Origin of the sequence: Paracoccus broussonetiae (assembly GCF_031854425.1) — a bacterium.
GTDB classification, from domain to species: Bacteria; Pseudomonadota; Alphaproteobacteria; order Rhodobacterales; family Rhodobacteraceae; genus Paracoccus; species Paracoccus broussonetiae.
In genome coordinates this window covers 49,602-73,403 of the sequence record NZ_JAVRQI010000018.1, presented here as the reverse complement: position 1 = coordinate 73,403, position 23,802 = coordinate 49,602, and the positions used below count along the sequence as shown (strand labels likewise).

The window sequence follows — 23,802 nt, the reverse complement described above, 5'->3', positions numbered from 1 at the left end:
TTACCCGCTTTGGCAGATAGCGGTTCAACGTCATATGGCATTGTCACGCCGGGCTTATGCTGGCTCGCGGACCAGGCGGTCACTTAGCTGCTGTTGGTAAAATACGCCTGTTGTGGGGTCAGAAAGCGCTGATACGCTTGTGCTCAACGGCCACTTACTTGCGCGTCGATGCGGTCGTATCTGATCCCCGGCACCCCTTTAACGACAAACAACGAATTTCCGGGAAGCACATCCACACATTGTATCTCACCGTCCAAAAGGACATTTAGGTTAATTTTGCGGAGATCGCGGCGTTTAATGAGAGGCACGCAAGCCGCGTTCTCCTTTGGAATGGCGATCACGCTGTTTTCTTGCGCTTCTTCGCATTGCTCCGACCTTATTCCATGCAAGTCATATCCTACCAAGCAAATCTGCGTGTATTCTCTGAACCGCCGGTCGCTCAGAGGAATTCGGTTGCCATTGATGAGATCCTCCAATATGGAACCGTCGTTTTTAAATTCGGCGTGTGCCGAAGTTCCGTGCCAGATGGCAGCCGTACTCAAGAACATCAGAATCGGTTTGCGCATAAGCTCTCCTTCTATAGGCCTACAGCTCACCCCACCATGTATGAATAGCTAATGTCTGCAATGAGCTCCGAGCAACATGCTGCGGCAGAGCAACCGTCATGTTGGCGGCCTCTACAGTGCCACTGGCCACGACAGGTTTGGCCGGCCCTTTGCCGACGGTCGCATCCTGATAATGCCGCACGACAGCATTCCCCGAAGCAGCCGCTCGACACGTCCCGTAGCATTTTTGGCTGAGGAGCGTCTGCGATGCGGGCGAAGCGGTCATTGCCCCCGAAGTATGTTTCGCTACAGTTTGCACCATCGGCTCATTCCGACGGTGTGAACATGAAGGTTCTTGGCGGCATCGTGCTCACGTTCATTTCCGCCGGCGCACTTACTGCAGAGCCGGGTAGCGATCAATCACAGGATGTCGTTCGATGGTTTGATGCCTGTGCTGGGAACACGGCACAGAGCAGTGTGCTGGCCGCGGCGATGGATTCTGATTGCGCAGGCCTTGCTATCCGCTACTGCGAAATAGCGACTAAAGAAAATTCCGAGGATGAGTGTTTCGTAATGTTGAGGAGACGGCTTCAGCAAGAGGTCGAAGCCATATTGCCTAACCTCGCCGTCCTTGATCCGGGTGATCCGTTTGACAAAGCGCACCTTCGGATGCGTGTTGAGCGATTGAAAAATGACGAACCCCAATCATGTCCGAAAGATCTCTCCGCCGATGAATGTGCCGCCGTCTACGCGGCCGCCAACTGGATGTACGCTCGCGATCTCGACCGGAAGGACCGCTAAGGGTTCGAAATGACGGGCGACGCGAAGCGGACAAACCGGAGGCTCGCGGAGCTACGGCGACCGCCACGGAGCCGCAGTCTTGTCGGCAGCGAAGCGGTCATTCCCTACACCTGCTTGTTGCGTTATTTAGTAAAGAACTCAAAGGTGATGGCCCGGAGATCGAGGCGAGGCATGACATCCAGGCTCGTTGGATTGGTTGGGATGGTCTCCATGGTTATGCAAACGGCATGCACTTGGTATGACGACCAGCTTCGCTTCACTCAGACCTCAACGGATGGGAAAATAGCAGGTTATCTGTTGTGTTCTCCAGCGTCACTGACAGATCCCTTTATCTGCCACAGACGTGCGGCAGCGGCCTGCGCCGCGCTGGGTCAAGAGCTGCGGGATTTCCGAGGGGTCAAGTCTGGTGGTCCGACACAGCTTTACGACCAAGAGCTAGAAATGAACCTCTCCTATCGTATAACTCATATCGTCGAATGCGCACCAAACGTTGGGTAAGGGCTCAGTGCGTCGAGCGGCCGCACGACCCGCGGTGCTGGACCAAGTCAGCCTTCACAGATGTGCGGACAAATCTGCCGTTCGCCGCACCGCAGGCTAAGTCCCAACCCACAGCGGAATCGCCCCGAGGGGCGGAAAGCCGACCGCCGGTGGTACGGCATAGCAACCGCAGGAGAAGTGTGAGACCGGTCGCTAAGGCGGCGTGCGGCGGAAGTGGGAAGCTGTCTGTGGGTGGCGGCGTTGCGGCCGCAGCATTGGCCAAAGCAGCCACTCGACCCTGAGCGCGGCATTCTCGACATGACTGAGACAGATCAGGGCAAGCCAATGGCGCTTTCGGTATCCTTAACTGAGGCGCCAACGTGGATAGGTAACATCCAAGTCCACACCGATCAGTATGCTCTTCTCAGACCGTCCTCCACATGAGCGTGTCGCAGGACTAAGCATAAATTCACGAATACTTTCTGAGGCTTTGTAGCAAGTATATGCGTGGAGTATTCTTAGCTACTGTGAGACCCAGAATGACCGATCTGACCTTTCGAATGGCCCGCCAAGAGGATGCCGATCGCTGCTTTCAGATCGAGGTCGCGTCCTACGAAGGGGATGAGGCCGCGACCCTTGCAAAAATCAGATTGCGCATTTCCCAACATCCTGAAGGGTTTCTGATCCTCGAGGCCGATGGCGAAATTGCGGGTTTTATCAACAGCGGCTGCGCGTTTGATGTCGTCATGTCGGATGAGGCGTTCAAGGAGTTGGTCGGCCACGATGCGGAAGCGCCCAATGTCGTCATCATGTCGGTGGTCGTCGATCCGCAGTATCAAGGCAGGGGTTATGCCAAGATACTCATGCAGGAATTCACTGCCCGGATGCGTGCAATGGGCAAGCAGACGATCCATCTGATGTGCAAGGATCAGCATGTCGGGCTGTATGAGAAGTTGGGATATACCTATGTCCAACCGTCGGCCAGCGACCATGGTGGCATGGCTTGGCATGAAATGGTCGCGGATCTATAGGACCCCGCCAGACGATCCGGGCGGTTGAAATTCCGCCCGGAAATTTATGTTTTCGTTTAGAAAATCGTGACCTGCGTGCCGACCTGCGCCACCGCGTAAAGCTGCGCGATATGTTCGTTGTAAAGCCCATAGCAACCGCTGGAGGATTTGCGGCCGATCTTGCGCGTGTCATGGGTGCCATGGATCAGATAGGCGGGCCAGGACAGGTACAGCGCATAGACCCCCAGCGGATTGTCCGGGCTGCCGCCTGCGACGCTTTGCGGGAGGGTCGGGTCGCGCTGGCGCATGCTGGGGGTCGGCGTCCAGGAGGGGTGTTGCGCCTTGCGGACGATCTCGGTCCGTCCGCGCTTGGTCAATTCCTCGGAAACGGGGATCGAACAGGGGAAAAGCAGATAGGTGCTTTCATCCCCGGACCAGAAATGCAGCGCGCGCGAGGTGACATCGGCCAGGATCACGCCCTTGCCAAGGCTGGGATAGAACTCGCTCCAATGCCGGGTCCGGAAGGACGAAAGGTTGCGCCGCGTGTCCTGCGTCGGGTCGATCTGATAGACACCCACATCGGGTGCCTGCCCGGCGCTGGCCGTGCCGTGGACGAGCTGCCCGGTCGTCGGATCGACGGTCTGCGCCGATGCAAGGCGCGGCAGGGCAAATCCCGCCATCAGCATCCCGCCCAGAAAGGCGCGTCTGCTTGCGCCGGTGTCGGGGCGATTGTCATTGCGGGATCGGCGCGGGCCGTGCTGGACATGCTGGTCCATTGTGAATTGCTCCAGTCGTTCGGGGCGAAATGCCTTGGCGGCCCAGATGTCCGACGCGGCTTAAGCCCAGCTTAAGGCGCGGGGTCCAATCGTCCCCCCGGACGACCAAAAGGAGCAGACATGGCATCCCGCAGCACCGAAACACATGATCGTCGGAACTTCCTGCGGATCGGGCTGGCCACCGGCATCGTCGCGATGGCCGGATTGCCCGCGACCGCGCAAGACAATGAAATGCCCGCGCCGCTACGGCGGGCTTTGGAGCAGGAGCAACTGGGCGCCGTGCTGGGCAACCCGACGGGCGATATCACCCTGACCGAGTTCTTCGATTATAACTGCCCACATTGCCGCAGCATGGTTGGCGACCTGCACCGGGTGATCGCGGATGACCCGAACCTTCGCGTCGTGCTGCGGGAATGGCCGGTCTTCGGGGCAGGATCGCTTTACTGCGCGCGTGCGTCACTGGCGTCGTTGCGACAGGACCGGTTCTGGCAGTTCCACACCGCGCTTCTGGGCATCAAGGGCGATGCGGATGACAAAAGCGCGATCCGCATCGCCGCCCAGGTCGGTCTGGATATTCCGCGATTGCGCGCCGACATGGAGGATATCGCGATCGCCCGGCAGGTAGAACATTCCTGGCTGCTGGCCGAGCAGATGGGCCTTGTCGGTACCCCCAGCCTGATCGTCGGCAATCTTGGCGGGTTCGGCAGGCAGTCGCGCAACGAGATGCGCGACATGATCGCCGAGGCCCGCCGGGGCCGCAGCTAGCGCAGATCCTCGATCCCCGACAGCAGGCGGGCGCGGGAAATCTCTCCCATATGTCCCGCGCGCAGCTTGCCGTCGCGGTCTATGAACAGCGTCGCGGGCAGACCCATCGTCTGGAAATGCGCCATCATCTGCATCCCCGGATCCTGAAGCGCCGAGATCGCGATGCCTTCCTGTGCCAGATAGCGGCGGATTGCCCCGGGTCCTTCGCCCTGATTGACGAACAGGATCGGCACTTGGGTTTCCTGCTGCGCCACTTCGGCCATCATCGGCATCTCGCGGCGGCAAGGCGCACACCAGCTGGCCCAAAGGTTGATGACAATCGGCTTGCCCTGCCAGTCGGAGGCGGGAACCGCGCTTCCGTCCAACCGCGTCAGCGCCATTGCGGCGGGCAGGCCCATATCCCCACCCCGTGCCAGTTGATGCACGGTGTTCCACGTTATTGCGGCGTAGGCGAGCGTGGCCAATGCGGGCAGCCAAAGCCGCTGGCTGCGCCGCAGATGCCAAAGGGTGGCCAGCGCCCCGCCTGCCGCCGCGCCGAAGCCGTCGAACCCGCCCTGCCAGAAGGCAAGGATTGTCCATGGCGCGCCGGCAAAGCCGGGCCAGTTCGACGCGACAAAGACGATCCTGCCCAGCAGCGCCGCCGCGACCAGTGCAGACAAAAGCCAGGTGTTCAGCGCCGCCCCCACTCGGCGCGCCAGCAATCCGGCGACCAGCATCGCGACAAGGATTGCCGCAAGCACCGGCGCGCGTTCTGCGGAAAAGACCAGCGGCCCCACTGACAGCCCACCCATCAGCCGCCGACCTTGGCGCGGTTCGCCGCATGGACCAGTTGGGCGGCGTTGACACTGCCGACCAACCGGCTCCCCTCGGGCTCGCGGCCATTGGCGTCCAGAAAGATCATCGTCGGCGGACCCGCCGCGCCCAGTTTGCGCATCAGCGCCTGCCGTTGATCGTCCCCGTCCGATACATCGGCCTTGAGCAGCCGCATCCCTTGCAGCGCCTTGGCCACGCCTGGGTCTGGCAGGACGCTCCGCTCGATCCCCTTGCAGGCCACGCACCAGTCGGCGGTGACATAGATCAGGCTGGGCTGGTCTGCGCCGCCAAGCTTTCGTTGCAGCTGGTCCGCGTCAAGGATCGCGTCAAAGGCGAGGGCAGGGGCGTCGGCCCTTGCGCTGGTTGCGACCAGCGGCGACAGGGGGCGCAGCGGCTCGGTCGCGCCAAGGGCGGCGCCGATGCCCATGACCGCACCGCCCATCAAGGCGACCACGCCCGCGGCGCGGCCCAGTTGCCGCGCATTCGTGGCTGGGGGCGCGCGGTCCAGCGCACCCAGAAACACGCCGCAACCAACCAGCAGCACCGCCCAAAGCAGCAGAACCAGCGGCCCCGGCAGCAGCCGTCCTGCCAGCCAGATCGCCATGGCCAGAAAGACCACTCCGAAGAACTGCCGCGCGTGCTGCATCCACGCGCCGGCACGCGGCAGGATGCGCGCGCCAAAGGTTCCCGCCACGAACAGCGGTGCGCCTTGCCCCAGACCCAATGCGATCAGCGCGACTGCACCCAAGGCCGCGTCTCCGGTCTGGGCGATATAAAGCAGTGCCCCGGCCAGCGGCGCGGTCACGCAAGGCCCGACGATCAGCGCCGAGGTAAATCCCAGCGTTGCCGCGCCTGCAACCGACCCGCGTCGGCCCGTTCCGCCCGACAGGCGGGCGGTCATCGCGGCGGGCAGCTGCATCTGGAACAGACCAAAGCTGGACAGGGCCAGCACCACGAACAGCAAGGCGACGGCACCGATGGCCCAGGCCGATTGCAGCACCATCTGCAGGTTCTGGCCCGACCAGCCCGCCACCGCGCCCATCGCGCCAAAGGCCGCGGCCATCGCCAGCACATAGGTGCCCGACAGCAGCGCGCCGCGCGCCGGCGTCAGCGCTTCACCCTGCCGGGCCAGCATCGCGGCAAGAATGGGGATCATCGGGAACACGCAGGGTGTCAGCGCAAGTGCCAGCCCGAAGCCGAAGAACGCCAGCAGCACCAGCGCCGTGCCGCCCCGCTGCGCCAGCCCTGAAACCAGCCCGTCCTGCGCCGAAAGCTGCAAGGGTTCGGCGATATCTGGCGGGGGTTGCGTCAGCACAGGCAGATCCAGATCGCTGGTGACGGGGGCATAGCAGATGCCGTCCTCCTGACAGCCCTGCCATGTCACCTGCACCCTGCCGCCCGCCTGTGGCAGGACCGCCGAGGCCGCATCGTAATAGACCTCGACCGTGCCGAAATTCGGATCTTCCTTGATCACGCCCGCAGGCGTTTCAACTGTCAGCGCGCGCCCGTCGGCATCGCTTGCCGCGATCTGGTCGCGATAAAGGTAATAGCCCGGCGCGATCTGCCAGTCGATTTCGGCGCGCCCGTCCCTGACCAGGCGCAGTTCGATCCTGAAGGCGTCGCGCGGGTCCATCGGGCGGCTGCCCCGGTCCGAAAAGCTGAATTCCTGCGCGCTGGCCAGCCCAAGCGGACCAACCAGCGCAAAATGAATTGCCAGAAATGCGATGCGAAAAAACAGTTTGGTCATCTCAAATTCCCGAAAGCCCTCAGCTTTCGGCCAGCGTGGCGCGTCCGCGCGACACCAGCCCGCGCAATTGCGACAGAGACTGCTTGCCGAACAGCCCCTCGTCGCCCGCGATAAAGGTGGGGGTGCCGGTCAGGCCCATGTGGTCGGCCAGCAGCATCGACTGGTCGATATGCGACAGCACCTCGGACGATTCCATGTCGGCATGCAGCCGTTCCATGTCCAGCCCGACCTGCTTGGCGACCGCCGTGGCCGAGGCCTGATCCGCCTTGCCGTCGATCGCCATCAATGCGGTATGGAACTGCCAGTATTTCCCCTGCTTCAGCGCCGCGAGCGAGGCCTTGCTGGAAAAGACCGAGCCCTCGCCGAAGACCGGCCATTCGTGGAAAACCACCCGCAGCGTTTTGTCCTGCGCGATCAATGCGTGCACGTCCTTGACCGAAGTCCGGCAATACGGGCAGTTGTAATCAAAGAACTCGGTCAAGGTGATATCGCCCTTCGGGTTGCCAAGGACAGGAGTGTTCGGTGCGTGCTCCAGCGCCTTGCGCAAGTCCTCGGGCATGGGATTGTCGCGGGCAATAGCGGGCAGCGCGCCCGTGGCAAAGGCCCCCGCCACCAGCAGCCCACCCCTGATAAGATTGCGTCTTCCGATCGGCTGCATGTCCGGATCCTTCCATTTGTCGCCAAGAGCGCACCGGAATTTGTCCGGCGCGGCGTGGTCGGTTTCGCGCGTCTGCCTTAAGCCAGCCTTAAGGTGGGCCGGTTATGCGCCCACCGTCAGGGTCACGGGAAAGTCCGATGCGTGTTTTGATTGTCGAAGATGACGACATCCTTCGGGATGGTCTTGGCGTCGGCTTGCGGCTGGCGGGGTTTTCGCCCGATGCCGTGGAAACCTGTGCCGATGCGGCGGCGGCGCTGAGGGCGGGCGATTTCCAGGTGATGGTGCTGGACCTGATGCTGCCTGACGGGTCGGGTCTTGACCTGCTGCGACGTTGGCGGGCCGATGGTGTTTCGATGCCCGTTCTGGTCCTGACCGCCCGCGACCGGCTGGAGGAGCGGGTCGCGGGCCTTGATGCCGGGGCGGACGATTATCTGGGCAAACCGTTTGAGCTTGAGGAACTGGCCGCAAGGCTGCGCGCCCTTCTGCGCCGCAACCATGGCCGGGCCGAAAGCGTGTTGCAATGGAACGGGCTGTTGCTGGACCCGGCCCGGATGCGCGGCACGCGCGGCACCGAGGAGATCACTTTTTCCAATCGCGAGTTCACCATCCTGCATGCGCTGATGGAACGCCCCGGCGCCGTCATGGCCAAGGCCGCGCTGGAGGAACGGCTTTACGGCTGGCAAGAGGATGTCGAAAGCAACACGGTCGAGGTGCATGTCCACAAGCTGCGCAGCAAGCTTGGTCCCGACTTCATCACGACGGTGCGCGGGGCGGGTTACCGGCTTGCCGACGAAAAGGTGACGACATGAGATCGATCCGCACCCGCCTGTTCGCAATCCTGTTGGCGGCGACCGGGCTGGTCTGGCTGTCCGCAGTGATCTGGATTCAGTATTCGACGGAAACGCAGGTCGGGCAGGTGCTGGACCGGCGGCTTGAGGAATCGGCCCGCATGGTCGCCTCGCTGATCGGGCGCAATCAGGGCGTCGTCACGCCGCATACGGCGGATATGGTCGACCATGCCCCGGCGCTGGACGGGCAGCATGACTATGCCCGCCAGTTGATCTGTCAGGTCTGGGGCTTTGACGGCAAGCTGCGCAGCGCCTCGCAGGGGGCACCGCAGGGGCAGCTTGCCGATGGCGGCTCGGGCTTCAGCGAGCGCGCGGTCAACGGCGAGGTCTGGCGGGTCTACAGCCATGTCGACGAAGACCTTGGCATCCGCGTCATGGTGGGAGATTCCCTGCGGGTGCGCGACATGCTGGTCAATGATGTCGCACTGGGCGTGATCGCGCCCGCGGTTCTGATCCTGCCCATTCTTGCGCTGCTGATCTGGTGGGCGGTCGCGCGTGGTCTGCGCCCGGTCGAACAGCTAGCCGCCACGCTGGCGCAGCGTCCGGCGACCGATCTTGGCGCGCTGGACGAAACCCATGTGCCGACGGAATTGCGCACGATGACCAGCGCTCTGAACGGTCTGTTCCGCCGCGTCGATCAGGCGCGCGACCGCGAACGCAACTTTACCGCCTTTGCCGCGCATGAGCTGAAGACGCCGCTGGCCGGGCTGAAGACACAGGCGCAGATTGCTGCCATCGCGCCCGATGACGCGACGCGGGACAAGGCGCTGGGGCAGATCGCGGCGGCGGTGAACCGCAGCGACCGGCTGGTCGGCCAGTTGCTGGCGATGACCGCAGCGGAAAGCGCCACGCTTGCCGAGCTTCCGGCGCAGGATGGCGCGCAGGTTCTGGCCGACGTGGCCGAGGCGATGGCCCCGCTGGCGGCCTCGCGCGGGGTGCGTCTTTCCGTCCGGTCCGAGGCCGGGCCCTGGCGCACCGATCAGGTCGCCCTGCTGTCCGCGGCGCTGCGGAACCTGCTGGAAAACGCGATCCTCGCCTCGCCGCCCGATGCCGAGGTCGAGGTGGCGTTGCGACTGGACGGCGCGCGGATCGTGTTCGAGGTGCTGGATCGTGGCCGTGGCATCGCCGAGACCGACCGCCCGCATGTGACCGACCGCTTTTATCGGGGCGCCGCCAGCCCTTCGGGCGAAGGCAGCGGGCTGGGCCTGGCCATCGTCGCCGCCGCGGTTGAGCGCATGGCGGGCGAGTTGACCCTGACCGCGCGCAAGGGTGGTGGCGAGCGGGCCGAACTGTCGTTTCCGGCGGCCTAGCCCGCTACCTCGAACCGGATCGCGACCCCGTAGGCATCGCTTTCGTCGATCATCACGCGCTGCGCACCCGTCTGAGGTCGAGCCCCTTGATCGCGCAGGAGGTCGGACAGGCGCGTCAGATCGGGCACCGTGACTCGATAGGACGAAACCAAGCCGGACCGACTGCTGAAACCACCTCCAACCGACCGCTTTCACGCAGCGCGAAGCCGACCATATCCTGCGCGGAATGCGGTGCCGCCGACCGCATCTGGATCAACCCGTTCTCTGTTCCCAAAGTATGGCGGTTGCGGGGACCGACTTGAAAACCCAAGCGCCGATAAAACTCCGCCGGTGGCTCATGGTCGTGGACCGCGAGCACCAGATGGTCGATGCGCCTTTGGGTCATGGCTGCGCGGAGACGCCGCGCGGTATGAAGCTTCGACAGCGCCCCCGACAGATAGCCCGCCTTGGGCGTGCTGGTTTCACTTCCGGCGAACAACAGGCGCTCGGACCATGGGCCGTCGACCCATAACTCCTGCGGCGCGGGATGGCCGCCCGCCACACGATGCGGACCGAGATCAAGGAACTGCACCGTGCGCTTGGCGCGACCATCGTCTATGTCACCCATGACCAGACCGAGGCACTGTCCCTGGCCGACCGGATCGTGGTGATGAGGGGCGGGTATCTGCGCCGGCTTCCTCGGCCAGCCGGGGATCAATTTCATCGCGGCGAAACAGCTGCCCGACACACGTGATCTTGTCGGCCTGACGATCGGTTTGCGCCCGGGGGTGCTGACAGTCCACGCGGACCGACCGGAGCGCGCGGCGATCGACCTGCAACGCGCATATTGGGGGACTTCCGGGTGTGACGCTGATCGCGAAGGTCCAAGCATAGGCTTTCTCGGGGGCGCTGAGGTGCGAATGCAACGACCTTCACGCCGCACAGAAACCGGTTCGCAGATTCAGGCTCGGATAGGGCGCAGGATGGCCTATTGCGGCCGCTCAGCGCTAGTTCTTGACGTGACGCCGCCTTCCGCAAACCAGCCGCGCTTTCCCTGCTGCGATGGTCTGGAGGCGATCACTTCTGGGCGTGAAACCCTGCCCGGACCGCGGCGAGCCCGCCCATCGCATAGCGAAACAGATGCTCGACAAGATCATCCTGCGAGGTGGCGCGCATCTGTTCCGCGACCGGCGTCCCGCTGCGTCCCAGCAGCATGAAGGCCACGCAAGGGGCGGCGATGCAGGGCAGGCAGCGCAGCAAATCCGGGGTCTGCTGCGGGATCGCGGTGATCTCGGCAAGGATCGGCAGGATGGCCTGCAGCTTGGGCAGCACCTCCCGGGATTGCAGAACCTGAAGATGCGGGCTTGGCGCAACGATCTCGCGCCCCAGCACGATCATCGGCCATTCCGCCGGATTGGCGCGCCCACCCAGAAGAAAGCGGATCAACTCCTTCAGCTTTCCCTCGGCGGGCCCATCACCCGCGACGATCTGTTCGATATCCTGCAGATCGGCAATCCGGCGATGCGCCTCGATAAGGACCGCCTGGTAGAGGCCTGCGCGATCGCGGAAATGGTAGTTGATCGAGGCAAGGTCGACCTCGGCCTCGGCCGCGATGTCCTTGTTCGTCGTATCGGCAAAACCCGAGGCCGCGAAACGCTCGCCGGCGACGGCCAGGATGCGCGCCCGCGTCGCTTCGCCATCACTGCGCCCGATGCGACGTCTCGTGGTCTGTGCCTTGGTCATCTTGAACGGGTCCTGATTGGAACAAGAATTTTTCTGCGGTGCGAACCTTTCAACACATGTCCGCGTGACGCAGGAAGCGGAAACTCTAATCTGGATTTACATTAAATGCAATTTAGACTAAGCATTCTACCGAAGCCATGGTTCGCCGGATCACGCTCATGAAGAAGATTTTGCCGATCATCCTTGTCATTGCCCTCGCTGCTGGCGCCCTGTTCTGGTGGCAGAGCCGTGGGGCGGACGCATCTGGCGACCTTGCGCTTTACGGTAATGTCGATATCCGGCAGGTCGCGCTGGCCTTCGATGGCAGCGGCAGGATCACCGAACTGGCGGTCGAGGAAGGCGATCCGGTCAAGGCGGGTGACGTGATCGGTCGCCTCGATACGCGCTCGCTGGAACTGCAGGCCAAGGCGCAGGAAGCGGTCGTCGAGGCCGAGCGGCAGGCGCTTCTGGAACTGAAGGCGGGATCGCGCCCCGAGGAGATTGCTCAGGCGCGGGCCAAGGTCGCCTCGACCAGAGCGACGGCGGAACTTGCCACCCTGCAGCGTGATCGCGCGGCACGGCTGGTGACCTCGCGCACGGCGAGCCAGCAGGATCTGGACCGCGCGGAAGCCGAAGCCCAGGCGGCTAGCGCCATGGTCGATCAGGATGTCGCGGCGCTGGACCTGATCCTTGCCGGGGCGAGACCCGAGGCCATTGCCTCGGCTCAGGCGCAGTTGCAATCGGCCGAGGCGCAGCTGGAACTCTTGCGGCACGAGATCAGCCTTGGCGAATTGCGCGCCCCTGCCGATGCGGTCATCCGCTCGCGCCTGCGCGAACCAGGTGACATGGCGACAGCGCAATCGCCGGTCTATGCGCTGGCGCTGACCGACCCGAAATGGATCCGCGTCTATGTGCGCGAGGCCGATCTCGGCCGCATTCGTCCGGGTATGGCCGCGCGGGTCCAGACCGACAGTTTTCCGGGCCAGCCGATCGCGGGGCAGGTCGGCTATATCTCCTCGGTCGCCGAGTTCACCCCCAAGGCCGTGCAGACCGAGGAACTGCGAACCAGCCTCGTCTATGAGGTCCATGTCACCGTCACGGACGAGGAGAACAGGCTGCGCCTTGGCCAGCCGGTGACGGTCACTCTGATAGAAGAGGCGGCAAAGTGACGGCCCCGTCCGTCGAGGCCGTGGGGCTGCGAAAGGTCTTTCCCGAACCCGACCGGGGCGCTGTCACCGCGATCGACAATCTGTCCCTGACCGTGAGGCCGGGCGAACTGACTGCGCTGGTGGGGCCGGATGGCGCGGGCAAGACCACCCTGATGCGCATGTTTGCGGGCCTGTTGCGACCGGATCAGGGCAGGTTGCAGGTCCTTGGCATCGATGTCGCGCGGGCCCCGCAGCAGGTGCAGGACCGGATCAGCTACATGCCGCAACGCTTTGGTCTTTATGAAGATCTGAGCGTGCAGGAAAATCTTGATCTTTACGCGGATCTGCATGGCGTGCCGCAGGATCGGCGCAAGGAACGCTTCGCTCGGATGCTGGCAATGACCGATCTGGCGCAGTTCACCGAACGTCCCGCGGGCAAGCTTTCAGGCGGGATGAAACAAAAGCTGGGGCTGGCCTGCACTCTGGTGCGCTCGCCAGATTTGCTGCTGCTCGACGAGCCCAGCGTTGGCGTTGATCCGCTGTCGCGCCGGGATCTGTGGAAGATCGTGCAGGCGTTGGTCGAGGACGAGGGGCTCAGCGTGATCGTCAGCACCTCCTATATGGACGAGGCCGAGCGTTGCGCGCGGGTCCATGTCATGCAGGAGGGCCGGATACTGGCCGAGGGCACGCCCGCCACGCTGCTGGAACGTGCGCGCGGCCTGACCTTCGTCGCGACCCCGCCTGCGGGCAGGCCCGCGCGCGAGCTGCAGGCCCGGCTGATCGACGCACCCGATGCCATCATCGACGCGGTTCCGCAGGGGGGCAACGTCCGCTTCATCCGCAAACCCGATGCCGATCCGTCTCGACTGGCCGAACTGCTGGAGAATGGGCCAAGTGCGGCCCGCCCCGAGGAGTTGGAAGACAGCTTCATGATCCTGCTGCGCGAGCAGGATCATGAAATAACACCCGTCACGGCGGAAGCCGGGCCGGATCATCCCTCCACCAACGGCAAGCCGGTCATTCTTGTCCGTGACCTGGTGCGCAAGTTCGGTGATTTCACTGCCGTTGCCAGCACCTCCTTTGAGGTCGGGCGAGGAGAGATATTCGGGCTTCTTGGTCCGAACGGGGCAGGCAAGACGACCACCTTCCGCATGCTTTGCGGACTTCTGCCCGCCACAAGCGGTCAGCTTGAAGTCGCAGGCCGCAACCTGCGCGTCGCGCGCGCGCAGGCTCGGGCGCGGATCGGCTATGTCTCACAGAAATTCGCGCTCTACGGCAATCTGTCGGTGCGACAGAACCTCGAATTCTTTGGCGGGGCCTACGGGCTGGGCGGCAGGCTCTTGCGCGAACGCATCTCCGATGCCCTCGAACAGTTCGACCTTGACCCGGCGGCGCAAAGCGGGCTTCTGCCCGCGGGCTACAAGCAGCGGCTCGCCATGGCGACCGGGCTGCTGCACCGCCCCGAGATCCTGTTTCTGGACGAGCCGACCAGCGGCATCGACCCCCTTGCCCGCCGCGCCTTCTGGCGACGGATCACGGCGCTTGCCAGGGGCGGCACGACCATCATCATCACCACGCACTTCATGGAAGAGGCCGAGTATTGCGACCGCATCGCCATTCAGGATGCGGGCGAGATGCTGGCCATCGGGACCCCGCAACAGGTCCGCGAAATGGCGGGAAAGGCCGGGGCCACGGACATGAACAGCGCCTTCATCGCGATCGTCGAGGACGCGCGGGCCCGGCGCGAAAGGCAAGTGGCATGAGCGGCGCGGGGACGCGCCTGCTTGCCCTGACCCGCAAGGAAGTCCGGCAGATGCTGCGCGACCGCAGCAACCTGATCGTGGGCCTCGCACTGCCGGTCGTGCTGATCCTGCTTTTCGGGTTTGGCCTGTCCTTTGACGTAACCGACGCCCGCGTCGCCGTGGTGATGGAGGACAGTTCCGCCGCCACCCTGAACGCGGTGGCGGGGCTTGCAGGATCGGATTACCTCAGCCCGATCTGGACCCATTCCATGCCCGAGGCCGAGGCCCTGATCCGCGCCGGGCGGGCCGACGCCATTCTGCGCGTGCCTGCCGAATTCACCCGCGACCTGCTGCATGGTCAGGGAAACCTGCAATTGATCCTGAACGGGGTGGATTCAAATACCGCCCAGGCCATCGAGAGCTATGCCACCGGTGCGATCCATACCGCGCTTGCGCATATTGCCGACCAGCAGGGCGATCCCTTCACCACATCGGCCAGCGTCACGCTGGTTCAGCGAACATGGTTCAACGAGGCGAATGACAGCACGTGGTTCCTCGTCCCTGGCCTGATCGTGCTGGTGATGACGCTGATCGGGGCCTTCCTGACCTCGCTGCTGATCGCCCGCGAATGGGAGCGGGGGACGCTGGAATCCCTTTTCGTCACCCCGGCGCGGCCGATCGAGATGGTGCTCTCGAAGCTCGTCCCCTTTCTCGTGATCGGGGTAATCGACCTGACCATGTGCCTGGTCGCCGCGAAATTCGTCTTTGGCGTGCCGATGCGCGGCTCGCTTTGGATCATCATCCTGTCTTCGCTGCTTTACTTGCTGGTCTCGCTGGCGCTGGGGCTGGTGATCTCGGGGGTGACCAGGAACCAGTTCGCCGCCAGCCAGCTGGCGCTTCTGGCAAGCTTCATGCCCGCGCTGATGCTCTCGGGTTTCGTTTTCGATCTGCGAAACGTGCCGGTCGTCATTCAGCTCGTCAGCAATGTGTTGCCCGCCACGCATTTCATGGGGCTGATCAAGACCCTGTTCATGGCGGGGGATTACTGGCCGCAGATATTGCGCGCCAACCTGACGCTGGCGGCCTATGCGCTGGTGTTGATCGGGATCGCCACGCGCACGCTCGCCAAGAAACTGGACTGAGACCATGCAGGCCGTGATGCTTTACATTGCCCAGACCCTCGCACTGATCCGCAAGGAGCTTCTGGCGCTTCTGAAAGACCCGTCCAGCCGCGCCCTGCTTTTTGCACCCGCGCTGATGCAGGCGCTGCTGTTCGGTTATGGCGCGACCTATGACCTGACCCATGCCCCCTTCGCCGTTCTGGACCTGAGCCGGGGCGCCGCCTCGACCGAGATCACCGCCCGCATCGAGGGCACCGGCGTCTTCAAGCGCATTGCGACGCTGGAGAGTTCTGCCCAGATCCCGGAACAGATCGACAGTGGCAAGGCGCTGCTGGTCGTGACCTTCCCGCGCGATTTCGAGAACCGCCTTTCTGCCGGGACCGAGTCCGCGATGCAGGTGATCCTTGACGGGCGCAACTCGGCGACGTCGGGTGCGGCGGCCGGACAGGTCGCCGCAATCGTTGCTGCCTACAACCAGTCGCTGGGAGGAAATTCGCCCGTCACCATCACCCGCCGCGCCTGGTTCAATCCGAATTTCGAGTCCCGCTGGAACCTGATGCCGGCGATGATCGCCTCGCTCAGCATGTTGCAGACGCTGATGATCGCGGCACTCTCGGTCGCGCGCGAGCGCGAGCAGGGGACCTTCGATCAGTTGCTGGTCACGCCGCTGACCCCTTCGCAGATCCTGATCGGCAAGGCCCTGCCAGCGATCTTCGTCGGGCTGGTGCAGTCGACGATCATCTTCCTGATCATCCTCCTGTGGTTCCGGATCCCGATGGCAGGATCGGTCTGGCTGCTTTACGTCGGGCTTCTGGTCTTTACCACGGCGGCGGTCGGGATCGGACTTTCGATTTCCGCCGTGTCGCTGACCATGCAGCAGGCGATGCTTTACACCTTCATGCTGGTCATGCCGCTGATGCTGCTTTCGGGCCTGCTGACCCCGGTCAGGAACATGCCGCATGTCCTGCAGCTTGCCACCTATGTGAACCCGCTGCGCTTCGGCATCGACATCGTGCGCCGGGTCTATCTGGAAGGCGCGACATTTGCCGATGTCGCGCCAAGTTTCCTGCCGCTGCTTGCCGTCGCGACCGTGACCCTGCCTCTGGCGGCCTGGCTGTTTCGACACAGATTGAGCTGATCTCAGCCCACCCACCGATCGCGGAAGCACAGGTGGGTAGCGCCAGGATCAATCGCTCTGCCGCTCCACACAGTCAGTACTCATCGTGCAGGCGCACCCAGCTCATGGTGTCGGTCTCGTTGCGCCCCTTTGGGGTCAGGTCGAGCCAGTTGAAAGCACCGATCTGCAGCTCGTTGCCGCGATGATAGGTCGAATAAGTGTGGAAGATGTCACCGGTTTCGTCCTTGGCAAAGATGCTCGTCCCGAACATGTCCGGACTGTTCCGGATGACCGTCCCGTAATTGTAGATGGCGCGGCCGGCTTCGCGATCCTCGGGCGTGAAGGATACCGCGAAATCGAAGTTGAAACTGTTGCGCGCAGAGGACAGCCAGGGAAAGGTCCACCCCAACCGCGTCTTGACGGCCTGGATCTGCTCGACAGGGACCCGCGAGATTGCGGCGAATGACAGATCGGCCTGCTCGAAATGCTGCCGCGCTGCGTCGATGTGATCGGCAATGAAGGAACAGCCCGAGCAGATATGGTCCGATCCCGGTGTCAGCATGAAATGGTAAACGGCCAGTTGGCTGCGCCCCTCGAACAGGTCGCCAAGCGATTTCTCGCCGTTTGGTCCGTCGAAGATATAGGTCTTGTCGAGCCGGACCCAGGGAAGCTGGCGCCGCTGCGCCCGCAACGCGTCCAGTTCGTGGGTCATGGCGCGCTCGCGGGCCAGCAGGGACTTGCGGGCGTCGAGCCATTCTTCGCGCGATACGATTGAAGGTGTCATGGGTTATTCTCCGTGAAGCTGGGATTGCGAGGGGAGCCCGCCGAGCGGGCAATCAGCCGCAACCAGGGCGGCAGGTGAAAAATGATCATCAAGAGATACATCCCGGTCATGCCACTCATCGGCGAGGCGCCGGGCGCCGAGAGACAGAGACTTCCTCCGTCCTGCGCAGTCATTGCCGCCATGATCGCAAAGATCGGCGACGCGGTCAGGGACAGCCATCCGGCGTAATCCTTCGCCATTGTCATGTCTCGCCTCCTCTCTGATGTTGATGGAGCACCACGACCCTACGGCCGGTTGTGGGCCGCGGGTGAGTAACAAACATGGCGGGATTGCGATGGATCCGGTGATTACAGCTGCTGCGCACGCCCTTGCCCGGGGCGACGCACTGGGGACCCTGAAGCGCGTGGCCCTGCGGGACGACCCGCATGCCCGAGCGCTGCGGGGGATTGCCATGGCGCAGCTGGGCGATTTGCCGCGTGCCCGTGAACTGCTGCGCGACGCCGCCCGCGACTTCGGTTCCGGCTCGGCACTGATGGTCGCCAAATGCAATCTGGCATTTGCCGAAATCTCACTGGTGCTGCGCGACCTGAGCGGGTTGATGGACCTGTTGCAGACAACGGGAAGCATTCTCGAAAGGCACGGCGACCGATCCAACCTTGCCCACGCGACCTACCTGCAAGCGCGACTGGCTTTGCTTCTCGGTCGATTGGGTCAGGCCGAAGACCTTCTGTCCTCGATCGATCCCGCAATGATGCCGAGCGTATCGCGACCGGGCTATTGGCTTGTCGCGGTCGGCATCGCGATGCGGCGGGTCGAGGCTGGCAAGGCCCGTCTCGCCCTGCATGAGGCGGCCCATGCCGCGCAGGCTGCATCAGTTCCGGCATTGCTGGCCGAGGTGGAAACCGCCCGGCAGGCCGCCCTGGCACCGGCGGTCCGGCTGATCGCGGAAGGAAAGGATCGCAGCCTCAGCCTTGCCGAGTTGGAAAAGATCCTGGCCTCGGAAAAACTGGTGGTCGATGCGTGCCGAAGCCTGCTGCGTCAGGGGCCGGATATCATAGATCTGCGCGGTCGGCCGGTCCTCTTCGGGTTGCTCCGCAATCTGGCCGAGGCCTGGCCGAACGACGTCCCGCGCGAACATCTGTTGCAGCGCGTCTTTCGGGCCCGGCAGGCGGACGACTCGCACCGGGCCCGCCTGCGGGTCGAGATTGCCAGGCTGCGCAAGGTGCTCGGCCCACTCGCTGGGGTGGGGGCGACGCGCCTGGGCTATGCGCTGAAGCCGAAAAAAGGCACCCCGGTGGTCCTTGCACCCCCGGTTCAGGGGCCGCACGCTGATATTCTGGCCCTTCTTGCCGATGGCGAGGCGTGGAGCAGTTCGGGCCTCGCCCTTGCGCTGGATGTCAGTCCACGGACGGTACAACGCATGCTTGATGCGCTGCGCCGGTCCGGTAAGGTCGAATGGTTCGGCCACGGCAGGTCGCGGCGCTGGACATTCGCGGGGGTCCCGGGTTTCCCGACAGGATTGTTGCTCCCGGTGAACTCCATTGGAGAGTAGGAAGGCAGCATGAAGCACCAAGCCGAGATCCTATGTGAGTACGGTCCCTTTCCCCGGACCGATGCAATCCACGGGGTCAGCTTCGACGGCCGCAGCGTCTGGGTCGCGACCGGCGATCATTTGCTCGCCATCGACCCCGAGAGCGGCGAACCGGGACAGATGCTCGATATACTCGCCGATGCCGGGACGGCCTTCGACGGGCGGCATCTGTATCAGATCGCGCAATCCCTGATCCGAAAGATCGACCCTGCGGATGGCAGGGTGGTGGCGACGATCCCGGCGCCCGGAGGCGAGCGGGCCTCAGGTCTGGCCTGGTCAGAGGGCTCGCTTTGGGTCGGGCAATATGACGGGCGGGCGATCATCCAGATCGACGCCGAGACAGGCGAGGTCCAGCGCGAGATCCGCTCAAACCGTTTTGTCACCGGGGTCAGCTGGGTCGACGGCGAGCTTTGGCACGGCACATGGGAAAATGGGCAAAGCGAGTTGCGCCACATCGATCCAATCAGCGGTGTCGTGCTGGACAGCCTGGAGATGCCCGCGGGAAAGATCATCTCGGGTCTCGAATCCGATGGTGGCGAAAGGTTCTTCTGCGGTGGTGGGGACAGCGGCAGGTTGCGTGTCGTCCGGCGACCAAGGGCTGCGAAATAGCCGCTGGCTCTAGGGGCGCGATCGGGACGAAGGAAGCCGCGCAACTACAAGATAGGCTGCCTTGAAACGGAAGGCAGCCGACCTCGTCATGTGGCTGCGATCAGGGCATGACCGGAGGCTGATAATCCAGCGTGCCGGCAAGCGCCCACAAAAGGAACAGCACCACCGGCGTGTGGGTCAGGAACTGCGCAAAGGTAAACCCGACAAGATCTCGCGCCTTCAGATGCATGATGCCCAGCAATGGCAGCATCCAGAAGGGATTGATCAGGTTGGGCAGCGCCTCGGCCGCGTTATAGATCTGGACCACCCAGCCCAGATGGATCTGCAGGTTGTTGGCCGCCTCCATGACATAGGGCGCCTCGATCAGCCACTTGCCGCCACCCGAGGGCACGAAGAATCCCAGCACGGCCGAATAGATCCCGGTCAGGAAGGCGAAACTGTCATGCGAGGCAATGCTGACCACGAAATCGGATAGGTGGTGGGTCAGCGTGTGCCCGTCGGGACCGGCTGCCGCTGTCAGGATGCTTGCGATTGCACCGTAAAGCGGGAACTGGATCAGGACCCCGGCCGCGACGGGCACCGCCTTGTAAACGGCATTGAGGAAGTTCCGCGGGGTCCAGTGCAACAGCATCCCGAGCAGGATGAAAATCAGGTTGAAGGTGTTCAGGCCGGAGATGGCGACAAGCACCGGTTTGGTGGTGAATTCATGCCAGACCCAGCCCAACCCCAACGCAACCAGCGCCAGGGTCAGCGCGGGGCTGAACTCCAGCCATTCGCCAGGGCGTTCGCGCCGGGGCAGGGGGTCGGCCGTAATGTTCAGCTCGATGCCGAGATCCTCTGCACTTCGGGCGCGCCCCGGCGCGGGGGCGGTCCAATAGGCCACCAAGGTCGAAAGCGTGACCAGGACCAGCGTGATGAGCACGCTTTGCCACAGGAAGATGGTCTGACTGAAGGGAATGACGCCGGTGATCGGCATCAGGCTGGCGGGGATGCTGGCCGGATTGGCCTGCAACTGGGCGGCCGAAGAACTGATCCCCAGCGCCCAGGTCGCACCCATGCCCAGATAGGCAGCTGCCCCCGCTGCGCGATAATCCATCGCCAGATTCCGCCGCCGGGCCAGTTCCTTGGCCAGCAGCGCCGCAAAAACAAGGCTCAGCGCCCAATGCAGCAATGAAACCATGACGCTGATGAAGGCGACATAGGCAACGGCACCCCGCCCGGTCCGCGGCAGCCGGGCGGCGGCAGTGACAAGACGGGTCATCGGGGGAGAGCTCGCGACGACATAGCCGGTGATCGCCACCATCGCCATCTGCATCGTAAAGGGGATCAGGCTCCAGAAACCTTCTCCGAAAGCGACCGAGACCTGATGCGGCGATGCGCCGATTGCCATTGCCCCCAGCGCCACGACCACAAGGGTCAGGGCAACGAAGACGTAGGCGTCCGGATACCACTTCTCGCACCACGCCGTGACGCGCAGGGCAAGGCGCTCCAGAAAGGGGATGCTGTCTTCGGCTGCGGGGCCCGACCCCGCGAGCAGGCCTGTGCCCGCCCGGTTCTCCGTGGACATGGATATTGCTCCTGTTGGTGGGTTGTTCTGTTGTTTTGGGTCTTCGAGAGCGGTCGCCCCGATGGGGCGCCCGCATGGTCGGTCCGCTGCTTCAGGAAGGATCGCGCGGAACGCCAGTCCTGAGGTCGACGGTTTGCTCCAGCAGCCGCGCCACCCCCAGCAATTCGGCATCCGCGCGTGGCCGGGCCATCAATTGCAAGCCGACCGGGCGGCCATCCGAGGTCAGTCCGACCGGGACCGAGATGCAGGGGCATCCGGTCAGAGTCAGAACAAAGGTCAGATACATCCAGTCGATATAGGATTGCAGGGGTTGGCCCGCGATCTCGGTCGGGAAGCGCTGCGCCACCGGGAAAGGCGCAACGGCGACGGTCGGGCAGGCAAGGATGTCGTGTTCACCAAAGAACGCAGCCAGCCGCAGGAAAATCTGGCCCCGCTGGCGTTCGGCCTTCGCCACATCTGCCCCGGACTGATGCAGGCCCTTCTCGATGTTCCAGATGATCTCGGGACAGATGCGGGCGCGGTGCTCGTCCAGCAGCGGCCCCCGCACGGCGGCGATCAGGTTGGCGCGCAGGGTCTGGAACGCGTCGATCCCGCCCGAGAAATCCGGGCAGCCATCGTCGACAACAGCGCCGGCATCGGCAAGGCGCAGCACCGCGGCCTGACAAATCGCGGCGACCTCTGGATCGACCCGTCCCAGCCCGAGATTCGGGGAAAAACCGATGCGACCCGGCCGGCCGGGCTGCCGCACCGCTTCAACATGGGATCGCGCGGGTGCGGAATAGGACAGCGGGTCGCGCGGATCGAACCCCGCTTGCGCATCAAGCATCAGGGCCACATCCTCGACACAGCGACCCATGGGACCCTCGACCCACAGCGGATCAAAGGGGGCCACGGATTCCGGGCGCGGAACCCTCCCCGCACTGGGCCGCATGCCGACGACCCCGCAGAAGCTTGCGGGAATGCGGAGACTGCCGCCAAGGTCGTTCCCCGTCGCGAGCCAGATCATTCCGGAGGCGAGCGCGGCTGCCGATCCTCCGGACGATCCGCCCGCAGTCAGATCAGTGTTCCACGGATTGCGGGTCGCCCCGAACACCGTGTTGAAGGTGTTCGCGCCGGCGAATTCGGGCACGTTCGACTTGGCGATGGCGATTGCGCCATGCGCCTGCAGGTTCGCCACCGTCAGGTCGGAACGCGCCGCCACGTTCTGCGCATAGATGGGTGAGCCATAGGTCGTGGGCAGCCCCGCCAGGTCGTTGTAGTCCTTTACCGCGATCGGCAATCCCGCCAGCCAGCCGGGACGATCATCCTGTTCGGCCGATGGCGGTGGCAAGGCACGCGCTTCGTCCCGCGCCTGCTCCAGCCGGCGTATCGGCAATGCGTTGACGACAGGGTCCACCGCCTCGATGCGGGCGATGGCGGCATCGACCAGTTCCAGCGACGAAACCTCGCGACGTTTGAGCAGGTCCACGGCCTGCGATGCGGTCAGGCTGCAAAGGCCGTGGGCTGTGGGACCGGGCTGGGTGGCGGTGGCGAGTTTTGCGGGGCTTTGCTGCAAGGGATCCTCCTGACATGCTTGGAGTTGAGGCACGCTGCGCGATGCGCCGCGGCACTTGGGCAAAGCCTAGGCCCCACCAACGGGCGGGGAGAAATCGTATCTGCTGATGAACTCTATAAGCTCGCGTGCTGAACTGTATTCTGTCATGGCCTGCAACACCTTAGCCCCGAGGACCGGATGGATATTCGCCAACTCCGCACCTTTGTTACCGTGGCGCGACTGTCTAGCGTCACCAAGGCGGCCGAGGCCCTGCACATCACCCAGCCTGCCGTCAGTGGACAGCTCAAGTCGCTGGAGGAAGAACTGCAGGTCAAGCTGCTGTCACGCACCACATCCTCGGTCACGCTGACCCAATCCGGCGAGGCGCTTCTGTCGCGGGCCGAACAGGCGATCGAGGCATTCGGGGCCTTCGTGCATCAGGCGCGAGCCTTGCGTGGCCAGGTCGACGGGCAACTGCGCATCGGTGTCGTGATGCTGGATCCGGCGGCACTGCGTCTGGGAGAATTGCTGCATGGCGTGGTCCAGCGGCACCCTGCGTTGCGGATTGACGTGCAGGTCGGGCGCACCAGTTGGTTGCTGGACGCCCTGCGCAGCGCAGAAATCGACGGCGCCATTCTGGTAAGCCAGACCCGGCCGCCGGGCACCAAGATGCTGGTGCTGGATGAAATGGTGTTCCGGCTGGTCATTCCGGCGCGTTGGGATCAGGAATTCGACGGCAGGTCTCTGTCTCAGTTGGCGGAAGTGCCATGGATCCGTGTAGCCCCCCGCAGCGGCCATCAGGAAATCATGCAGGATATTCTGAAGGACTCCACCATCCGTCCCATCGAGACGGTCGAAGCCGACCATGAGCAACTGATGCGTGCACTGGTCGCTGCTGGTGTCGGCGTCGGCGTGCTGCGCGAAGAGCTGGCTCTGGAAGCCCGAGCCGCGGGCGAAGTGAAGTTTTTCGGCGATCGCGTGGCGACCACTCGACTGGCTTTTGTCTATGCCGAAGATCGTGCCGACGATCAGGCAATCCGGGCCATTTTGGGGGAGCTTTCCGACATCTGGGGCCTGAAATCTGCTGTGGACTGAGCCACCGGCAAATTGTTGGCGGAGGGCTGGCCCAGGGCCACCG

At 63.8% G+C, this 23,802-nt stretch carries 23 protein-coding genes; 12 read left to right on the top strand and 11 right to left on the bottom strand.

The features are described from left to right. Positions 1-143: 143 nt before the first annotated feature. Positions 144-566 carry a hypothetical protein gene (locus RM190_RS20035; protein WP_311761246.1) on the bottom strand — a complete coding sequence of 141 codons (423 nt, stop codon included), beginning with the start codon at positions 564-566 and terminating at the stop codon, positions 144-146. Positions 567-890: 324 nt separating this feature from the next. Between RM190_RS20035 and RM190_RS20030 the strand changes: the two genes are divergently transcribed. Continuing rightward, a complete protein-coding gene (locus RM190_RS20030) occupies positions 891-1,346 on the top strand; it encodes a hypothetical protein (RefSeq protein WP_311761245.1) in 456 nt (151 codons plus the stop codon). Positions 1,347-2,362: 1,016 nt separating this feature from the next. Then, entirely contained in the window at positions 2,363-2,854 is a 492-nt protein-coding gene (locus tag RM190_RS20025; protein ID WP_311761244.1) for a GNAT family N-acetyltransferase, read from the top strand. 56 nt (positions 2,855-2,910) lie between these two features. Here the strand turns inward: RM190_RS20025 and RM190_RS20020 are convergent, their stop codons facing one another. After that, entirely contained in the window at positions 2,911-3,519 is a 609-nt protein-coding gene (locus RM190_RS20020) for a L,D-transpeptidase (RefSeq protein WP_390908752.1), read from the bottom strand. Between the two features lie 210 nt (positions 3,520-3,729). Between RM190_RS20020 and RM190_RS20015 the strand changes: the two genes are divergently transcribed. After that, entirely contained in the window at positions 3,730-4,374 is a 645-nt protein-coding gene (locus tag RM190_RS20015; RefSeq protein WP_311761242.1) for a DsbA family protein, read from the top strand. Here the strand turns inward: RM190_RS20015 and RM190_RS20010 are convergent. From RM190_RS20010 to RM190_RS20000, 3 genes are read right to left on the bottom strand one after another with little or no spacing between them, the layout of a single operon-like run. Continuing rightward, entirely contained in the window at positions 4,371-5,165 is a 795-nt protein-coding gene (locus tag RM190_RS20010) for a TlpA family protein disulfide reductase (protein ID WP_311761241.1), read from the bottom strand. The two genes, RM190_RS20015 and RM190_RS20010, sit on opposite strands and share 4 nt — an antisense overlap. Beyond that, positions 5,165-6,934, bottom strand: coding sequence for a protein-disulfide reductase DsbD (gene dsbD, locus RM190_RS20005; RefSeq protein WP_311761240.1), 1,770 nt, complete (start codon positions 6,932-6,934; stop codon positions 5,165-5,167). The genes RM190_RS20010 and dsbD overlap by 1 nt, the downstream gene beginning before the upstream one ends. Before the next feature lie 19 nt (positions 6,935-6,953). Continuing rightward, on the bottom strand, positions 6,954-7,592 hold the full coding sequence (locus tag RM190_RS20000) for a DsbA family protein (RefSeq protein ID WP_311761239.1): 639 nt from the start codon (positions 7,590-7,592) through the stop codon (positions 6,954-6,956). A gap of 137 nt (positions 7,593-7,729) precedes the next feature. On the opposite strand from RM190_RS20000, the gene RM190_RS19995 reads away from it, so the two are divergent. After that, positions 7,730-8,401: a response regulator gene (locus RM190_RS19995; protein WP_311761238.1), complete on the top strand. Its 672-nt coding sequence runs from the start codon at positions 7,730-7,732 to the stop codon at positions 8,399-8,401. Continuing rightward, positions 8,398-9,750 (top strand): ATP-binding protein, encoded by a 1,353-nt coding sequence (locus tag RM190_RS19990; RefSeq protein WP_311761237.1) that lies wholly within the window; start codon positions 8,398-8,400, stop codon positions 9,748-9,750. The genes RM190_RS19995 and RM190_RS19990 overlap by 4 nt, the downstream gene beginning before the upstream one ends. Positions 9,751-9,865: 115 nt before the next feature. Here the strand turns inward: RM190_RS19990 and RM190_RS19985 are convergent, their stop codons facing one another. Beyond that, positions 9,866-10,453 carry a VOC family protein gene (locus tag RM190_RS19985; protein WP_311761236.1) on the bottom strand — a complete coding sequence of 196 codons (588 nt, stop codon included), beginning with the start codon at positions 10,451-10,453 and terminating at the stop codon, positions 9,866-9,868. Positions 10,454-10,806: 353 nt separating this feature from the next. Continuing rightward, positions 10,807-11,472, bottom strand: a complete 666-nt coding sequence (locus RM190_RS19980; RefSeq protein WP_311761235.1) for a TetR/AcrR family transcriptional regulator — start codon at positions 11,470-11,472, stop codon at positions 10,807-10,809. Between the two features lie 158 nt (positions 11,473-11,630). On the opposite strand from RM190_RS19980, the gene RM190_RS19975 reads away from it, so the two are divergent. Genes RM190_RS19975 through RM190_RS19960 form a run of 4 tightly spaced genes read left to right on the top strand, consistent with a single transcriptional unit; the run spans position 11,631 to position 16,600 of the window. Continuing rightward, a complete protein-coding gene (locus RM190_RS19975) occupies positions 11,631-12,620 on the top strand; it encodes an HlyD family efflux transporter periplasmic adaptor subunit (protein WP_311761234.1) in 990 nt (329 codons plus the stop codon). Then, positions 12,617-14,362, top strand: coding sequence for an ATP-binding cassette domain-containing protein (locus tag RM190_RS19970; RefSeq protein ID WP_311761233.1), 1,746 nt, complete (start codon positions 12,617-12,619; stop codon positions 14,360-14,362). Before RM190_RS19975 ends, RM190_RS19970 begins: the two co-directional genes overlap by 4 nt. Next, positions 14,359-15,483, top strand: a complete 1,125-nt coding sequence (locus RM190_RS19965) for an ABC transporter permease (RefSeq protein ID WP_311761232.1) — start codon at positions 14,359-14,361, stop codon at positions 15,481-15,483. Before RM190_RS19970 ends, RM190_RS19965 begins: the two co-directional genes overlap by 4 nt. Positions 15,484-15,487: 4 nt before the next feature. Continuing rightward, positions 15,488-16,600 carry an ABC transporter permease gene (locus RM190_RS19960; RefSeq protein WP_311761231.1) on the top strand — a complete coding sequence of 371 codons (1,113 nt, stop codon included), beginning with the start codon at positions 15,488-15,490 and terminating at the stop codon, positions 16,598-16,600. 73 nt (positions 16,601-16,673) lie between these two features. Here RM190_RS19960 and RM190_RS19955 read toward each other — a convergent pair whose 3' ends face one another. Together RM190_RS19955 and RM190_RS19950 are read right to left on the bottom strand one after the other, a co-directional pair. After that, positions 16,674-17,363: a DUF899 domain-containing protein gene (locus tag RM190_RS19955; RefSeq protein WP_311761230.1), complete on the bottom strand. Its 690-nt coding sequence runs from the start codon at positions 17,361-17,363 to the stop codon at positions 16,674-16,676. Then, the gene (locus RM190_RS19950) at positions 17,360-17,608 is read right to left on the bottom strand and encodes a hypothetical protein (protein ID WP_311761229.1); all 249 of its coding nucleotides are present in this window, start codon (positions 17,606-17,608) and stop codon (positions 17,360-17,362) included. Before RM190_RS19950 ends, RM190_RS19955 begins: the two co-directional genes overlap by 4 nt. Positions 17,609-17,697: 89 nt before the next feature. Here RM190_RS19950 and RM190_RS19945 point away from each other — a divergent pair, with 89 nt between their 5' ends. After that, a complete protein-coding gene (locus RM190_RS19945; protein WP_311761228.1) occupies positions 17,698-18,915 on the top strand; it encodes an HTH domain-containing protein in 1,218 nt (405 codons plus the stop codon). Between the two features lie 9 nt (positions 18,916-18,924). Further along, on the top strand, positions 18,925-19,563 hold the full coding sequence (locus tag RM190_RS19940) for a Vgb family protein (RefSeq protein WP_311761227.1): 639 nt from the start codon (positions 18,925-18,927) through the stop codon (positions 19,561-19,563). Positions 19,564-19,663: 100 nt separating this feature from the next. On the opposite strand, the gene RM190_RS19935 is transcribed toward RM190_RS19940, so the two are convergent. Both RM190_RS19935 and RM190_RS19930 read right to left on the bottom strand, forming a co-directional pair. Continuing rightward, entirely contained in the window at positions 19,664-21,130 is a 1,467-nt protein-coding gene (locus RM190_RS19935) for a short-chain fatty acid transporter (RefSeq protein WP_311761226.1), read from the bottom strand. 91 nt (positions 21,131-21,221) lie between these two features. Beyond that, positions 21,222-22,685 (bottom strand): amidase, encoded by a 1,464-nt coding sequence (locus tag RM190_RS19930; protein ID WP_311761225.1) that lies wholly within the window; start codon positions 22,683-22,685, stop codon positions 21,222-21,224. A gap of 177 nt (positions 22,686-22,862) precedes the next feature. Between RM190_RS19930 and RM190_RS19925 the strand changes: the two genes are divergently transcribed. Continuing rightward, positions 22,863-23,759 carry a LysR family transcriptional regulator gene (locus RM190_RS19925; protein WP_311761224.1) on the top strand — a complete coding sequence of 299 codons (897 nt, stop codon included), beginning with the start codon at positions 22,863-22,865 and terminating at the stop codon, positions 23,757-23,759. The last annotated feature ends 43 nt before the right edge of the window (positions 23,760-23,802 follow it).

Bases quoted from the DNA above. Each gene is read 5' to 3' on its own strand.
- RM190_RS19975 (WP_311761234.1), top strand. From the start codon at position 11,631: ATGAAGAAGATTTTGCCGATCATCCTTGTCATTGCCCTCGCTGCTGGC.
- RM190_RS19955 (WP_311761230.1), bottom strand. From the start codon at position 17,363: ATGACACCTTCAATCGTATCGCGCGAAGAATGGCTCGACGCCCGCAAG.
- RM190_RS19925 (WP_311761224.1), top strand. From the start codon at position 22,863: ATGGATATTCGCCAACTCCGCACCTTTGTTACCGTGGCGCGACTGTCT.
- RM190_RS19960 (WP_311761231.1), top strand. From the start codon at position 15,488: ATGCAGGCCGTGATGCTTTACATTGCCCAGACCCTCGCACTGATCCGC.
- RM190_RS19985 (WP_311761236.1), bottom strand. From the start codon at position 10,453: ATGAAATTGATCCCCGGCTGGCCGAGGAAGCCGGCGCAGATACCCGCC.
- RM190_RS20035 (WP_311761246.1), bottom strand. From the start codon at position 566: ATGCGCAAACCGATTCTGATGTTCTTGAGTACGGCTGCCATCTGGCAC.
- RM190_RS19980 (WP_311761235.1), bottom strand. From the start codon at position 11,472: ATGACCAAGGCACAGACCACGAGACGTCGCATCGGGCGCAGTGATGGC.
- RM190_RS19965 (WP_311761232.1), top strand. From the start codon at position 14,359: ATGAGCGGCGCGGGGACGCGCCTGCTTGCCCTGACCCGCAAGGAAGTC.
- dsbD (WP_311761240.1), bottom strand. From the start codon at position 6,934: ATGACCAAACTGTTTTTTCGCATCGCATTTCTGGCAATTCATTTTGCG.
- RM190_RS19940 (WP_311761227.1), top strand. From the start codon at position 18,925: ATGAAGCACCAAGCCGAGATCCTATGTGAGTACGGTCCCTTTCCCCGG.
- RM190_RS19990 (WP_311761237.1), top strand. From the start codon at position 8,398: ATGAGATCGATCCGCACCCGCCTGTTCGCAATCCTGTTGGCGGCGACC.
- RM190_RS20030 (WP_311761245.1), top strand. From the start codon at position 891: ATGAAGGTTCTTGGCGGCATCGTGCTCACGTTCATTTCCGCCGGCGCA.
- RM190_RS20020 (WP_390908752.1), bottom strand. From the start codon at position 3,519: ATGCTGATGGCGGGATTTGCCCTGCCGCGCCTTGCATCGGCGCAGACC.
- RM190_RS20010 (WP_311761241.1), bottom strand. From the start codon at position 5,165: ATGGGTGGGCTGTCAGTGGGGCCGCTGGTCTTTTCCGCAGAACGCGCG.
- RM190_RS19950 (WP_311761229.1), bottom strand. From the start codon at position 17,608: ATGACAATGGCGAAGGATTACGCCGGATGGCTGTCCCTGACCGCGTCG.
- RM190_RS19995 (WP_311761238.1), top strand. From the start codon at position 7,730: ATGCGTGTTTTGATTGTCGAAGATGACGACATCCTTCGGGATGGTCTT.
- RM190_RS19935 (WP_311761226.1), bottom strand. From the start codon at position 21,130: ATGTCCACGGAGAACCGGGCGGGCACAGGCCTGCTCGCGGGGTCGGGC.
- RM190_RS20000 (WP_311761239.1), bottom strand. From the start codon at position 7,592: ATGCAGCCGATCGGAAGACGCAATCTTATCAGGGGTGGGCTGCTGGTG.
- RM190_RS20015 (WP_311761242.1), top strand. From the start codon at position 3,730: ATGGCATCCCGCAGCACCGAAACACATGATCGTCGGAACTTCCTGCGG.
- RM190_RS19945 (WP_311761228.1), top strand. From the start codon at position 17,698: ATGGATCCGGTGATTACAGCTGCTGCGCACGCCCTTGCCCGGGGCGAC.
- RM190_RS20025 (WP_311761244.1), top strand. From the start codon at position 2,363: ATGACCGATCTGACCTTTCGAATGGCCCGCCAAGAGGATGCCGATCGC.